Origin of the sequence: Parundibacterium terreum, from assembly GCF_014636315.1 — a bacterium.
GTDB lineage: Bacteria > Pseudomonadota > Gammaproteobacteria > Burkholderiales > Burkholderiaceae_D > Undibacterium > Undibacterium terreum.
On record NZ_BMED01000005.1, the window covers coordinates 282,243 to 295,792 of the forward strand.

The following is a 13,550-nucleotide window of genomic DNA, read 5'->3' on the forward strand; positions in this document are numbered from 1 at the left end:
TACAAAATTGTACTTAGGCATCAGGTAAAATGCCTGTATGAAAATCCTGATCAGTAATGACGACGGCTATCTGGCTCCTGGTATTGTCGCTTTGGCGGAGGTGTTGGCTCCGATTGCCGACATTACTGTAGTGGCTCCCGACAGCAATCGCTCCGGTACTTCCAGCGCATTGACGCTAGACCGGCCATTGTCAGTCTTTCGTGCTTCCAACGGCTTTTACTTCGTCAATGGTACACCTTCGGACTGCGTGCATATCGCCTTGACGGCGATCATGCAAGAGCAGCCCGATCTCGTCGTTTCCGGCATCAACCAGGGGCAGAATATGGGGGACGATACCTTGTATTCCGGTACCGTTGCAGCGGCTACGGAGGGCTATCTTTTTGGGGTGCCGGCGATTGCCTTTTCTCAATTGGAAAAAGGCTGGGCCAACCTCGACGCAGCAGCCCGGGTTGCGCGCGAGATGGTGGAGCGCCGCTTTGAATCGCTGGCCCGGCCTTTCCTGCTGAATGTCAACATACCCAATCTGCCTTATGAGCAAATCAAGGGCGTACGCACTGCACGCCTGGGGCGGCGCCACATGGCGGAAGGCGCGATCCGGGCAAAGGATCCGCATGGCCGCGATATCTACTGGATAGGTCCACCCGGCAAAGCCAAGGATGCAGGCGACGGCACGGATTTCCATATTGCGTCGCAGGGCTATGTTTCAGTAACACCTTTGCAGATAGATTTGACCGATACCCGGCAAATGGATCAGTTGGGGGCGGATCTGGCATGAGCGGTAAAGAAAAACGTTTTCCGCTGCCTTTGTCGTCGGTGGTTAATAAGGGTAAGGGCATAGGCGCATCGTACTCGGTAAAAACGGCGACGCCACAGACCGCGATGCAAAATCAGAGCGCTTCGCGGGGGCTTTCGCCGAAGCCACTGTCCAGCGGCATTGCCGGTATCTATGGCGGTTCCAGCATGCAGGGGGCGGCACAGCGGTCGACGGCCAGTGCTTCGGCAGAGCTAAGGCCATCACAGCTGCCATCGCAGGTAAATACGAGCCCAAGTCCGCTGGTGTCGGACGCTGTGCGCCGTGCGATGGTTAAGCGCGTAGCGCAGCAAGGCGTCAAGGACAGCATGGTTTTGGGGGCGCTGGAGGCCGTGCCACGGCATCTGTTTATTGATGCCGGCCTGTCCAGCCAGGCCTATATCGATGCTTCCTTGCCGATAGGCCATCACCAGACGATTTCACAGCCTTACATTGTTGCCCGCATGATAGAAATCATGCGCAACGGTGGCACGCTGAACAGGGTATTGGAAATAGGGACCGGCTGCGGTTATCAGGCGGCGGTATTGTCGCTGGTCGCCAAGGACGTGTACTCCATCGAGCGCATCAAGGCCCTGCATGAATTGGCAAAAACCAATTTAAGGCCTATGCGCATCGCCAATATTCGCCTGCATTATGGCGATGGCATGCTCGGATTGCCTCAAGTTGCCCCTTTTGACGGTATCATATTGGCTGCGGCGGGCATGGAAGTGCCACAGGCCTTGCTGGATCAGCTCAGCATAGGCGGCAGGTTGATTGCCCCGGTGGGCGGTAAGAACCAGGTTTTGCAATTGATACAGCGTGTGGCAAAAAATGAATGGAGCAGTTCTGTGCTGGAACAATGCCATTTTGTTCCGTTGCACAAAGGCGTGATTTAGGCTGCTGTTGCGAACTGTCTGCTTATCCTTGTCAGGATGCTTGCCTAGCAGGCCAGGGGTGAGAGTCGATAATCGCCAGTGCCAGATGTTCCCCAGATATGGGCTGCAGCAGATGGCATTTAATGCGCGCGGCCGTACGTTAATATATTAAACAAGTTCCGGCATGAGCGTATCCCGTCTCATCCAATAGATGAATTGACAGCAATGAGAATGAAGAAAATACAGTATATCGGTTTAGGTTTGATGATGGCTTTGCTGGCAGGTTGCCAGACCGTCGGCAAGGCGCCGGTAGTTGAGAAAAGCACCGACAATGTTCCTGTGGAAGCCCCTAAGCCGGCAGAAGTGAAGCCGGTCAAGCCAGCCGATACCCGTGGTACTTATGTCGTCAAGAAGGGCGACACCCTGTACAGGATTGCGCTGGACCATGGGCAAAGCTATAGCGATATCGTGACCTGGAACAACCTGAAAAATCCGAATGACATCAAGGTGGATCAGGTATTGCGCGTTGCGCCGCCTGACGGCACGCCGCAAACCGGCAGCGTAACCGTCGGTAGCGGCGTCGAAGTGCGTCCGCTGACGCCTGCTCCCTCTGCCAACAACAAGACCGGGCCGCGTGGCGACAAGAAGCCTTTTTCCGATGCCAACCTGGCTGAGTTGCAAAAGGCAGACGGCCCTGCCGGCTCTGCTCCTGTCGTAGCGGCAAATATTCCCAAGCCTGATGTGCCGCCGGTTGTTGTTCCGCCTGTCGTGAAGCAGCCTGATACGCCGGCCTCTGATGCGGATGCGGTAGACTGGATGTGGCCTTCGGACGGCAAAGTAATTGCAACTTTTGATGAATCAAAGAACAAGGGCCTGGATATTTCGGGTAAGCTGGGTCAAGCGGTGTTGGCTGCAGGTGCGGGTAAGGTGATGTATGCGGGCAGCGGCATACGAGGATATGGTAATCTTGTGATTATCAAGCATTCAAGCAATTTGTTGTCTGCCTATGCGCATAACAAGTCCATCCTGGTAAAGGAAGGGGATGCGATTGCGAAGGGGCAGAAAATCGCAGAAATGGGCAGTTCCGACAGCGATGCCGTGAAGCTGCATTTTGAGATACGCCAGCAAGGAAAACCTGTTGACCCCTCTAAATTTTTACCAGGTCGCTAAGACAAATTCATGACCAATAATTCACCTATCAATTATCAGCGTCAAGCATCAGAAATGGACGATGACCAGGAGCAGGTAGCCGATGCGGCACCTGACCAGCAGTCAGATTTGTCCGATTTCTCCGACGCTGCGGGTGAAGATGCTCAAGACGAAGAGGGTAGCGGTGATAATCCTGCTTCACTGATCGTTGCCCCGATTGATGAGTTGAAGACGGTGCTGGCGGCTGAGCTATCAACCGATACTACCCAGCATTACCTGAACCAGATAGGCACCCGGCCGCTGTTCGGTTCGGCCGAGGAGCTGCACTACGCGACCCTCGCCAAGCAGGGCGATTTCGAAGCGCGCCAGAAAATGATAGAGCACAACCTGCGCCTGGTTGTTTCTATTGCCAAGCATTACATCAATCGCGGCGTTGCATTGCTGGATATGATAGAAGAGGGCAACCTCGGCCTGATGCACGCAATTGACAAGTTCGAGCCGGAACGCGGCTTTCGTTTTTCCACTTATGCGACCTGGTGGATACGCCAGAGCATAGAGCGGGCAATCATGAACCAGGCGCGCACGATACGCTTGCCGGTGCACATGGTGCGCGAGCTGAATCAGATACTGCGGGCCAAATACCATCTGGAATCCCAGCAGCGTGACGGCAGGGATGCTGCGCTGGAAGATATTGCGCATCTGGTGGATCGCCCGATTGACGAGGTGCAGGATATCCTTGCTCTTTCCGAGCATGCGACTTCGCTGGATACACCGCTGGACAATGATCCACAATCCAGCCTGATGGACATGCTGCCAGGTGATAGTGATGACGGTCCAGATATTCGGGCCGAGCATCATGAAATGACGATACTGGTGCGTGACTGGCTGTCCAAGTTGCCGGACAAGCAGAGAATCGTCATCGTGCGCCGTTTTGGCCTGGACAATGATGATCCGGCCACGCTGGAAACTCTTGCCGATGAAATGGGCATCACCCGCGAAAGGGTGCGCCAGATACAGCAAGAGGCTTTGGTCAAGCTGAAGCGCTCGTTTGCATCACGCGGTGTGGGCAGGGATGCACTTTTGTAAAGTGGGTATGCGTTTTACGCGTATTTTGTGCATATATTGATGTCTATCGGTTAAATCCTGCCCTTTGCTCCTTTGTCCCAATGGCTTGGTGCGGACTATTTTTCTAACTATTCCCTTATAATTCCGGTTTTCCCGCAATTTCCTGTTGCGGGCACTTCTTAAGCTCATCTTACTGAAAATAAAACGGCGCTGTCCGCTCTCTGCGCGGATCGCCGCAAGCAATCATGAATACTATCAATATCCGTTCCTTTGATATGGACGCGCGCGGTGTCGGCCATTTGCTGAATGAAGACGGCAGCCAGGGCAAGGTTGTCTTTGTTGAAGGTGCATTGCCCGGCGAAACAGTCGGCTTCCAGACCTTCAAGAAAAAAGCCAGTTGGGAAGCTGCCACGATGACTGCCCTGTTGAAGGAGTCGTCGCAACGGGTCAAACCGAAATGCGAATTTTTCGGCACTTGCGGTGGATGTTCGATGCAGCATCTGGAGCCGAATGCCCAGGTGGCGATGAAGCAAAGGGTGCTGGAAGATAATCTGTGGCACATAGGCAAGGTCAAGGCGGAAACCATGATGCGGCCTATCTACGGCCCTACCTGGGGATACCGTTATCGCGCGCGCCTGTCGGTGCGCAATGTACGCAAAAAGGGCGCGGTACTGGTCGGCTTTCATGAAAAAAAATCGCGCTATGTCGCCAACATGGAAAGCTGCGAGATCCTGCCGCCTAATGTTTCGCAGATGCTGATGCCCTTGCGCGGCTTGATCGCATCGCTGTCCATCGTCGAAGAAGTGCCGCAAATCGAGTTGGCGGTCGGCGAGGGCGTGACGGCGCTGGTGCTGCGCATCATGGCGCCTTTAAGCGCAGATGATGAGCTGAAACTGAAATCTTTTGCGGATCAATACCAGGTGCAATGGTGGTTGCAGACCAAGGGCCCTGATACCGCCGAAGTGTTTTATCCGACCACGCCGGAGTTGCACTATACGCTGCCGGAGTTCGGCGTAAAGATGCCGTTCAAGCCTACCGATTTTACCCAGGTTAACCACCACATCAATCGCGTGCTGGTGGCAAAGGCCCTGCGTTTGCTGGACGTACAGGAAAATGAGCGTATCGCCGACCTGTTTTGCGGCTTGGGCAATTTCACGCTGCCGATTGCGACGATGGCAAAAGAGGTGGTAGGCATTGAGGGCAGTACAGCGCTGACCGAGCGCGCCCTGGAAAATGCGAAGGCGAACGGCCTGGAGGCAAAAACCTCGTTCGGCACCCGTAATTTATTTGAGGTGAAAGCGGAAGATTTCGTTGCACTCGGCAAGTTCGACCGTTTCCTGATCGATCCTCCCCGCGATGGCGCGATGGCGGTGTGTCAGGCCCTGATCGACCTGGCTACGGTCGCTCCTGAGTTAAGGCCAAAACGCCTGGTCTATGTGTCCTGCAGCCCCTCTACGCTGGCGCGGGATGCCGGCATGCTGGTGAATGAGGGTGGTTATCGCCTGACCCATGCAGGTGTGGTCAATATGTTCCCGCACACCTCGCATGTGGAATCCATGGCGGTGTTCGAGCTGGCATAGCCGGATGCCGGGTGGCACAGCGCCCTGCAGGCAATATTTGAAAACAAAAGAGCCGGCATTTGCCGGCTCTTTTACTTTTTGGTCTGCGTTGATTGTCAGTCGCGGCTGCCGCCGAAGATGCCCAGCAGGGACAACAGATTGACGAAGATATTGTACAGATCCAGGTAGATATTCAGCGTCGCGCTGATGTAGTTGGTTTCGCCGCCATTGATCACGTTTTGGACGTCATACAGGATGTAGGCCGAGAAAATGAAGATCGCGATCACCGACATCGTCAATTGCAAGGCAGGCAATTGCAGGAAGATATTCGCGACGCCCGCTACGATCATGACCAGCAGGCCGGCAAACAGCCATTTGCCCATGCCGGAAAAGTCACGCTTGGATACTGTTGCGATTGTCGCCATGACAGCGAAGATGGTTGCAGTACCGCCAAAAGCCAGCATGACCAGCGAAGATCCATTGGAATAACCCAGTGTGCGGCTGATCAGGCGTGACAGCAGCAGGCCCATGAAGAAGGTGAAGCCCAGCAGGATGGCGACGCCAAGCGCGGATTGCTTGGTTTTTTCTATGGCAAAGATGAAACCGAATGCAATTGCCAAAATTGCAAACATGGCAATGCCGGGGTTGTTCGGGAAAAACGCAAACTGCAGTTGCACGCCCAGCCACGCACCAAAGACGGTCGGGATCATGGACAGGGCGAGTAGCCAATAGGTATTGCGTAGCACGCGGTGGCGTACCAGCGCCGGATTGGCGCCAAATTCATAAGACTGTTGCAGGGGTTGGTTCATTGCATTCTCCTTGAGGCGATCTATTCTGTGTGCATGGCATCAATATTTGATCTTGTAAATTATTGCTTTTGCCAAGTGTATTTAGAAGATTACCACGTAATCGCTGTTCCCTATTGCGGGCATTTAATGCTAAATTGCAAAATAATGCTTGCTGGTAATTGTGATAATCGACAAGCTCCCTAGAGAGGTATGTTTCGTGGTAAAATCTAAGGTTAGATGAATTCTTGAGTTTTTGTCTTAACCCTTTCATTTTATTGGAGTTTTTAGATGGCTATCGAACGCACATTGTCTATTATTAAGCCTGATGCAGTTGCAAAAAACGTCATTGGTCAAATTTACAGCCGTTTTGAAAATGCAGGCTTGAAGATCGTTGCTGCTCGCATGATCCATTTGTCCCGCGCTGAAGCTGAAGGCTTCTACGCTGTACACGCTGCACGTCCTTTCTTCAAGGATCTGGTTGACTTCATGATTTCCGGTCCTGTCATCGTTCAGGCTCTGGAAGGCGAAAACGCAATCCTGAAGCACCGCGACCTGATGGGCGCAACCGATCCTAAGAAAGCAGAAGCCGGCACTATCCGTGCTGATTTCGCTGACTCCATCGACGCGAATGCAGTTCACGGTTCCGACGCAGCAGAAACAGCAGCAGTTGAAATCTCGTATTTCTTCCCAGCTCTGAACGTGTACTCACGTTAATCAACAAATAGTAACTATTGAATGTCGTCCTTCTTGCCAGTAGCAGACTGCCCAAAAGCGGTTTGACAACAGGCAAGCCGGGACGAGAAGGAAGAAGCAAATGACGGCACTCACCAATTTGTTGGATCTGGATCCTGCGCAACTCATCGCTTATTGCGGCGAGTTGGGTGAGAAGCCGTTTCGTGCAAAACAATTGCAGCGCTGGATACACCAGTTCGGCGCTGGCGATTTTGAATCCATGACGGATCTCGCGAAATCTTTGCGCGAGAAGTTGGCAACGCGCGCCCACATCGCCTCTCCCGCCATTATCAGCGACCATACCTCAACGGATGGGACGCGTAAATGGCTGCTGGATGTAGGGCAGGGCAACGCAGTTGAAACAGTATTCATCCCCGAAGAAAATCGGGGAACCCTATGTATTTCCACGCAGGCCGGCTGTGCAGTCAACTGCCGCTTTTGCTCCACAGGCAAGCAGGGCTTCAATCGCAACCTGACCGTGGGCGAAATTATCGGCCAGTTGTGGATGGCTGAATTTGAATTGCGCAAGACTAAAGGCATTGCGCCAGGTCCCAAAGGCGAACGCCAGATCACCAACGTGGTGATGATGGGCATGGGTGAGCCCTTGTTGAACTTTGAGCCTACCGTTACTGCGCTGCGTCTGATGCTGGACGATAATGCATACGGCTTGTCGCGTCGCCGCGTGACATTGTCTACCAGCGGCGTGGTGCCGATGATAGACAAGCTATCCAAGGAATGCCCGGTCGCGCTGGCTGTGTCTTTGCATGCGTCGAATGACGCGCTGCGTGACGGCCTGATTCCCTTGAATAAAAAATACCCGCTGCAGGAATTGCTGGATGCCTGCAAGCGCTATCTGGACTATGCACCGCGTGATTTCATTACGTTTGAGTATTGCATGCTGGACGGCGTGAATGACACTGACCAGCACGCGCGCGAGTTGGTCGCTCTGGTTAAAGACGTTCCATGCAAATTCAACCTGATCCCGTTCAACCCTTTCCCTGAGTCGGGTCTGAAGCGCTCGCATAATCCGAGGATCAAGGCCTTTGCGCAAATATTGATGGATGCCGGTCTGGTGACCACGATACGCAAGACGCGCGGTGATGACATCGATGCGGCCTGCGGTCAGCTTGCCGGTGAAGTGCAGGACAGGACGCGTGTGCAGGAGCGCATGCAGAAGATGGCGGAGTATCAAAAGAAGTTTGGCGAAAATTTTGGCAAAATCGTGGAGATCACTCAGTGAAGATTTTTGGAATGCACTACCGTTTTGTATTGAGCGCAGTGGGTTGTGCGCTGATCTTATCTGCATGTGCAACCAAAACCCTGGAAGGGCCTAAAAATGACGGCCTTACCGGAACCGAGAATATCGATAAGCAGAAGCGTGCGGCAATACGTATGCAACTGGCAATCGACTACTACCAGCAAGGACAGCAGAAAGTTGCACTGGAAGAGATCAAGCAGGCACTGATCTCCTCTCCCGATCTGGTTGATGCGTATAACGTCCGCGGCCTGATTTTCATGGATATGGGCGACAAGCAGTTAGCCGAGGATAATTTCCTGTATGCGCTGAAGCTGGCGCCGAATAATCCGGATGTTGCGCAGAACTACGGCTGGTTCCTGTGCCAGAACGGACGTGCGCGGCAGGCCATGCCTTATTTTGAGCAGGCTTTGAAAGAACCGAAATATGCCGGCGGCGCCAAGACCTTGAGCACAGCGGGTATTTGCAGCCTGAAATTGAAGGATGATGCAGCGGCTGAGCGCTATTTCATGCTGGCTTTCCGGGCAGATCCTGGAAACCCTTCCGTCAATGTCAATATTGCGAAGATGCAGTATGACCGCGGCGATTTTGATAAAGCGCATTTTTATATTGAGCGCATGGTGAAGGCTGAAGTCCTGACGCCGGAAGTGCTGTGGCTGGCGATAAAAATAGAAAAAAAACGCGGCGACCAGATTTCGGTCAGCAGTTTGTCGACGCAACTGAGACGCCGTTACCCTGAATCCAAAGAATACGACTTATTGCAGCGAGGAGCTTTTAATGAGTGAGGTAGGTACGAATTTGTTACCGGAACAATTGAATACCTCGGAGCCGGAACTGGACGTGGCGCCAGAGTCTGTAGTAGAAGAATCCGCAGCGGTCTTTGCTGCATCGGCAGATCGTTCCGCCGGTGCCCAGTTGGCTTTTGCGCGGCAGCAGAAAAATATGTCGGTACAGCAGGTTGCAGATCATTTGAAATTGTCGCCGCGTCAAATCGCGGCCTTGGAGGCAAATCAGTTTGATGCCTTGCCCAAAGCGGTGATACTGCGTGGTTTTGTGCGTTCGTATGCAAAGTTGTTGAAGATTGATGCTGAGCCTATCGTTGCCTTGTTGCCGCAAGATGCGACGCCCGCCGGCGCCCAGGTAACTGCACTGAAGCCCGCAATGGCGACGCCATTCCTGGAGTCCCGTTTGCCCCTGATGGGCAGGCAGGATGCGAACAATAATAAATATATCCTCGGGGCTGGTTTGCTGGCCGTGCTGGCAATTGCTTTTTTTGCTTTCCAAAAATTGGAACATACGGATTATCTGAAGAATTTGCTGCCTGCAAGTTCGGCGCCTCCCACTGCCGGTGCGGAGCCTGCTGCGACTGCTGGTGATGTTGTTGCCGATCCTGCTCCCGTGGTTGCAGCGGATGAGCAAGCGGCGAAGGCGCCTGTGTCCTTGAGTGCGCCTGCGGTACAGGATGCAGTGGCCAGTGCTCCTGCTAAAACAGCAGAAGCGGCAGTGGTGACTAAAGCTGAGCCGGAAAAGAAAATTGCCGAGCCTGCGGCCTCGCTTGCCGTGGCTGCTCCGGTGGTAGTGCCCGCCAAGCCGGTAGTTGCTGCTCCTGCCAGCCAGACTAATGTGCCGGCACCGTCTCCGGCGGTTGCTGCTGCGGCTGGTGCTACTGGTGTGATTGATCCTGCGAATGCAATGAAACTGAAGTTCCGGCAGGATTCCTGGGTACAGGTCAAGCGCGCCAACGGTACCGTTGTGACTTCCCATTTGGCCAGGGCCGGTACAGAAGAATCATTTGACGTCAAAGAACCTTTGCAGGTGCGGCTGGGTAATGCCGGTGGCGTAGACGGCCTGCTGCGTGGAGCATCGATGGATATCCAGGCAAGCAAGGATAGTAATGTTGTTAATCTGAATGTGAAGTAAGCATGACGTCTTCTCCATTTGCCATTGCTTCGGGCCCGGTTGCCCGCCGCGCCAGCCGTAGCGCGAAAATCGTCTACGGAAAGCGCGAAATTATCGTAGGCGGTAGTGCTCCTGTTGTGGTGCAGTCGATGACCAATACCGATACCGCCGATGCTATCGGCACGGCGATCCAGATCAAGGAGTTGGCGCGTGCCGGTTCCGAGCTGGTGCGCATCACGGTAAATAATGCGGAGGCTGCTGCCGCTGTTCCTGCAATACGCGAACAGTTGGACCGCATGGATATCGATGTGCCGCTGGTGGGCGACTTTCATTACAACGGCCATACCTTGCTGAAAGATTTTCCGGATTGCGCCAGGGCCTTGTCCAAGTACCGCATCAACCCGGGCAATGTCGGCCAGGGCGCCAAGCGCGACACCCAGTTTGCGCAAATGATAGAAATGGCCTGCCTTTACGATAAGCCGGTACGCATAGGTGTTAACTGGGGTAGCCTGGACCAGGCACTGTTGGCACGCATCATGGATGAGAATGCGCAACGCGCAGCGCCGTGGAGCGCCCAGTCCGTGATGTACGAGGCGCTGATTACGTCAGCGATAGAAAATGCGGTGAGGGCTGAAGAGCTTGGTTTGGCCGGCGACAAAATCATTTTGTCCTGCAAGGTGTCCGGAGTGCAGGATCTGATCGCGGTATACCGCGAACTGGCCAAGCGCTGCGACTACCCGTTGCATCTGGGCCTGACCGAAGCCGGCATGGGCAGCAAGGGCATCGTTGCCTCAACTGCCGCCTTATCTGTATTGCTGCAGGAGGGTATAGGCGACACGATACGTATTTCGCTGACGCCGGAGCCCGGCGGCGATCGTTGCAAGGAAGTGGTCGTCGGTCAAGAGATCCTGCAAACCATGGGCTTGAGAAAATTCACGCCTATGGTGATTGCCTGCCCTGGTTGCGGCCGTACGACATCGACGGTGTTCCAGCAACTGGCGGATGACATCCAGACTTTCCTGCGCGACCAGATGCCGGTATGGAAGAAGCAGTATCCCGGTGTTGAAAACATGAATGTGGCCGTCATGGGCTGCATCGTCAACGGGCCTGGTGAATCCAAGCATGCCAATATAGGCATCAGCCTGCCGGGAACCGGTGAGTCGCCGGCGGCCCCTGTCTTTATCGATGGCGCCAAGGCCATGACACTGCGCGGCGATAATATCGCAGAAGAGTTTCATGCCATCGTGCTTGACTATGTTAAAGCCAATTACACGCCGGTGCATGGTGCTGTCAGCTAGGCAGGCAATTGCCTCGCAAAGCGAAAAGAAATTCAGTCTTTAGTTCAGTAAAAAGTGGAAATGCAGCGATGTTTGCTGCCCTATCAGAATCGGATATCCAAGAATGTCGGAAAACAAGAAAGTTGAAAAGATCGTTGGCGTGAAAGGGATGAATGACATCCTGCCCGCAGACGCGCCTTTGTGGGAACTGTTTGAAAATACCGTGCAGTCGGTATTGAAGAGCTATGGTTTTCAGCAAATCCGTACGCCCATTGTAGAGCCAACTGCATTATTCGCGCGTGGCCTGGGCGAAGTGACCGATATCGTCGAAAAAGAAATGTATTCTTTCGAGGATTCGATGAATGGCGACAAGCTGACCCTGCGTCCTGAAAACACCGCCGGTGTCGTGCGCGCAGCGCTGGAACATAACCTGACCTATGACGGTCCCAAACGCCTGTGGTACAACGGCCCGATGTTCCGCCATGAAAGGCCGCAGCGTGGCCGTTATCGCCAGTTCCATCAGGTTGGTGCAGAGGCGGTCGGCTTCAGCGGACCGGATATCGACGCAGAACTGATCATGATGTGCCAGCGCCTGTGGGACGATCTCGGCCTGCAAAACATCCGCCTGGAGCTCAACTCCATCGGCAATGCGCATGAGCGCAATCTGCACCGCGCGGATCTGATCGCCTACTTTGAACAGCACAAGGATCTGCTGGACGCAGAAGCGCAAAGGCGCCTGCACTCCAATCCGCTGCGTATTCTGGATACCAAGAATCCAGCGATGCAGGATATGGTAAACAAGGCGCCTAAATTACTGGATTACCTGGATGAAGAATCCAAGGCCCACTTTGAAGGTGTGCAAAAGATTTTGCGTCACAATGCTATTCCATTTTCGATCAATCCACGCCTGGTGCGCGGCATGGACTATTACAACCGCACCGTGTTCGAATGGGTAACCGATGAGCTGGGTTCTCAGGGCACGGTTTGCGGCGGTGGCCGTTATGATCCGCTGATCACTATTTTCGGCGGCAAGCCGACTCCTGCCTGCGGTTTTGCGATGGGTGTGGAGCGTTTGCTGGAGCTGATGAAGGCCGCCGGCGAAACCCACGCGCCTAGCCAATGCGACGTTTACCTGGTGCACCAGGGCGATGAAGCGCAGATGCAAAGTTTTGTATTGGGTGAGCGTTTACGCGATGCCGGGCTGGATGTTGTGTTACATTGCGCCTCTGCGGCGTCTGTCGGCAGCTTCAAGTCGCAGATGAAACGTGCGGATGGCAGTGGTGCGGCATACGCAGTCATCATCGGTGAAGATGAGGCGAAAGCCAATACTGTCACTATCAAGGCCCTGCGTTCCGAGGACATGGAAAACAACCAGGTCAGCGTGCCTTTCGACACTGCGGTGGACTATCTGGTTGACCAGATTGCCGGCACAGGCGCAGATGGCGATGCAGACTGCTGCGACGACCCGAATCACATTCATATTCATCACTAGACTTATAAAAACATGGCATACGATCTCGAAGAACAAGAGCAGATAGACACGCTTAAAGCATGGTGGAAACAATACGGCAACCTGGTCACCTGGCTGCTGATTATCTGTCTGACGGCTTTTGCCGGCTGGACTTACTGGAATAACTATCAGAGCGGACAGGCGGCCCAGGCATCCCTGTTGTACGAAGAACTGCAAAAGTCGGTGCAAGCCAAAGACAATACCAAGGTGCAGCGTGCTGCTGGCGATCTGGCCGAGAAGTTCGGCAAGACTGCCTACGCGCCGATGGCGGCTTTGTCTGCGGCAAAAAGCGCATTTGAAGCAGGCGACCTGAAGGCTGCCAAGGCTCAGTTGCAATGGGTTGCAGACCACGATAGCGGCGAAGAGTACAAAGCTCTGGCCAAGATACGTCTGGCCGGCATTGCACTGGATGAGAAAGCCTATGATGATGGCCTGAAGTTGCTGTCCGGCGAATTTGCGCCAGAGTTTGCAGGTGAGGTTGCCGATCGCCAGGGTGATATCTATGTCGCACAAAATAAAATTGCAGAAGCACGAACTGCTTATCAGGCAGCACTGGACAAGACCAACGAAAAAAATCCTGGTCGCCAACTGATACAGTTGAAGCTGGAAGCCATTGGCGGAGCTAGTGCCGCCAAAGTGGCAAGCAAATAA

At 53.9% G+C, this 13,550-nt stretch carries 13 protein-coding genes; 12 read left to right on the plus strand and 1 reads right to left on the minus strand.

The features are described 5' to 3' along the window. The first annotated feature begins 37 nt into the window (after nt 1-37). From surE to rlmD, 5 genes are all read left to right on the plus strand, one after another. Complete coding sequence (surE, locus tag IEW12_RS22005) at nt 38-775, plus strand: 5'/3'-nucleotidase SurE (RefSeq protein ID WP_188568265.1); 738 nt, start codon at nt 38-40, stop codon at nt 773-775. Further along, nucleotides 772-1,686, plus strand: a complete 915-nt coding sequence (locus IEW12_RS22010; protein WP_188568266.1) for a protein-L-isoaspartate(D-aspartate) O-methyltransferase — start codon at nt 772-774, stop codon at nt 1,684-1,686. The genes surE and IEW12_RS22010 overlap by 4 nt, the downstream gene beginning before the upstream one ends. Before the next feature lie 210 nt (nt 1,687-1,896). Beyond that, nucleotides 1,897-2,835, plus strand: a complete 939-nt coding sequence (locus tag IEW12_RS22015; RefSeq protein WP_188568267.1) for a peptidoglycan DD-metalloendopeptidase family protein — start codon at nt 1,897-1,899, stop codon at nt 2,833-2,835. 54 nt (nt 2,836-2,889) lie between these two features. Continuing rightward, nucleotides 2,890-3,900: an RNA polymerase sigma factor RpoS gene (rpoS, locus tag IEW12_RS22020; RefSeq protein ID WP_188568465.1), complete on the plus strand. Its 1,011-nt coding sequence runs from the start codon at nt 2,890-2,892 to the stop codon at nt 3,898-3,900. A 224-nt stretch (nt 3,901-4,124) separates the two neighbouring features. Then, nucleotides 4,125-5,459, plus strand: coding sequence for a 23S rRNA (uracil(1939)-C(5))-methyltransferase RlmD (gene rlmD / locus IEW12_RS22025; RefSeq protein WP_188568268.1), 1,335 nt, complete (start codon nt 4,125-4,127; stop codon nt 5,457-5,459). Between the two features lie 95 nt (nt 5,460-5,554). Here rlmD and IEW12_RS22030 read toward each other — a convergent pair whose 3' ends face one another. After that, nucleotides 5,555-6,247 (minus strand): Bax inhibitor-1/YccA family protein, encoded by a 693-nt coding sequence (locus IEW12_RS22030; RefSeq protein ID WP_188568269.1) that lies wholly within the window; start codon nt 6,245-6,247, stop codon nt 5,555-5,557. Nucleotides 6,248-6,514: 267 nt separating this feature from the next. On the opposite strand from IEW12_RS22030, the gene ndk reads away from it, so the two are divergent. The 7 genes from ndk (at nt 6,515) to IEW12_RS22065 (ending at nt 13,550) form a co-directional block, all read left to right on the plus strand. Then, nucleotides 6,515-6,940, plus strand: a complete 426-nt coding sequence (ndk, locus tag IEW12_RS22035; protein ID WP_188568270.1) for a nucleoside-diphosphate kinase — start codon at nt 6,515-6,517, stop codon at nt 6,938-6,940. A 100-nt stretch (nt 6,941-7,040) separates the two neighbouring features. Next, nucleotides 7,041-8,198, plus strand: coding sequence for a dual-specificity RNA methyltransferase RlmN (gene rlmN, locus IEW12_RS22040; RefSeq protein WP_188568271.1), 1,158 nt, complete (start codon nt 7,041-7,043; stop codon nt 8,196-8,198). Then, nucleotides 8,195-8,998 (plus strand): type IV pilus biogenesis/stability protein PilW, encoded by an 804-nt coding sequence (gene pilW / locus IEW12_RS22045; RefSeq protein WP_229751276.1) that lies wholly within the window; start codon nt 8,195-8,197, stop codon nt 8,996-8,998. Before rlmN ends, pilW begins: the two co-directional genes overlap by 4 nt. Next, nucleotides 8,991-10,133, plus strand: a complete 1,143-nt coding sequence (locus IEW12_RS22050; protein WP_188568272.1) for a helix-turn-helix domain-containing protein — start codon at nt 8,991-8,993, stop codon at nt 10,131-10,133. Before pilW ends, IEW12_RS22050 begins: the two co-directional genes overlap by 8 nt. 2 nt (nt 10,134-10,135) lie before the next feature. Continuing rightward, complete coding sequence (gene ispG / locus IEW12_RS22055) at nt 10,136-11,410, plus strand: flavodoxin-dependent (E)-4-hydroxy-3-methylbut-2-enyl-diphosphate synthase (protein ID WP_188568273.1); 1,275 nt, start codon at nt 10,136-10,138, stop codon at nt 11,408-11,410. A gap of 103 nt (nt 11,411-11,513) precedes the next feature. Further along, nucleotides 11,514-12,881 (plus strand): histidine--tRNA ligase, encoded by a 1,368-nt coding sequence (gene hisS / locus IEW12_RS22060; RefSeq protein ID WP_188568274.1) that lies wholly within the window; start codon nt 11,514-11,516, stop codon nt 12,879-12,881. Nucleotides 12,882-12,893: 12 nt separating this feature from the next. After that, on the plus strand, nt 12,894-13,550 hold the full coding sequence (locus IEW12_RS22065) for a YfgM family protein (RefSeq protein ID WP_188568275.1): 657 nt from the start codon (nt 12,894-12,896) through the stop codon (nt 13,548-13,550).

Bases quoted from the DNA above. Each gene is read 5' to 3' on its own strand.
- ndk (WP_188568270.1), top strand. From the start codon at position 6,515: ATGGCTATCGAACGCACATTGTCTATTATTAAGCCTGATGCAGTTGCA.
- rlmD (WP_188568268.1), top strand. From the start codon at position 4,125: ATGAATACTATCAATATCCGTTCCTTTGATATGGACGCGCGCGGTGTC.
- IEW12_RS22050 (WP_188568272.1), top strand. From the start codon at position 8,991: ATGAGTGAGGTAGGTACGAATTTGTTACCGGAACAATTGAATACCTCG.
- rpoS (WP_188568465.1), top strand. From the start codon at position 2,890: ATGGACGATGACCAGGAGCAGGTAGCCGATGCGGCACCTGACCAGCAG.
- surE (WP_188568265.1), top strand. From the start codon at position 38: ATGAAAATCCTGATCAGTAATGACGACGGCTATCTGGCTCCTGGTATT.
- rlmN (WP_188568271.1), top strand. From the start codon at position 7,041: ATGACGGCACTCACCAATTTGTTGGATCTGGATCCTGCGCAACTCATC.
- hisS (WP_188568274.1), top strand. From the start codon at position 11,514: ATGTCGGAAAACAAGAAAGTTGAAAAGATCGTTGGCGTGAAAGGGATG.
- IEW12_RS22030 (WP_188568269.1), bottom strand. From the start codon at position 6,247: ATGAACCAACCCCTGCAACAGTCTTATGAATTTGGCGCCAATCCGGCG.
- IEW12_RS22010 (WP_188568266.1), top strand. From the start codon at position 772: ATGAGCGGTAAAGAAAAACGTTTTCCGCTGCCTTTGTCGTCGGTGGTT.
- ispG (WP_188568273.1), top strand. From the start codon at position 10,136: ATGACGTCTTCTCCATTTGCCATTGCTTCGGGCCCGGTTGCCCGCCGC.
- IEW12_RS22015 (WP_188568267.1), top strand. From the start codon at position 1,897: ATGAAGAAAATACAGTATATCGGTTTAGGTTTGATGATGGCTTTGCTG.
- IEW12_RS22065 (WP_188568275.1), top strand. From the start codon at position 12,894: ATGGCATACGATCTCGAAGAACAAGAGCAGATAGACACGCTTAAAGCA.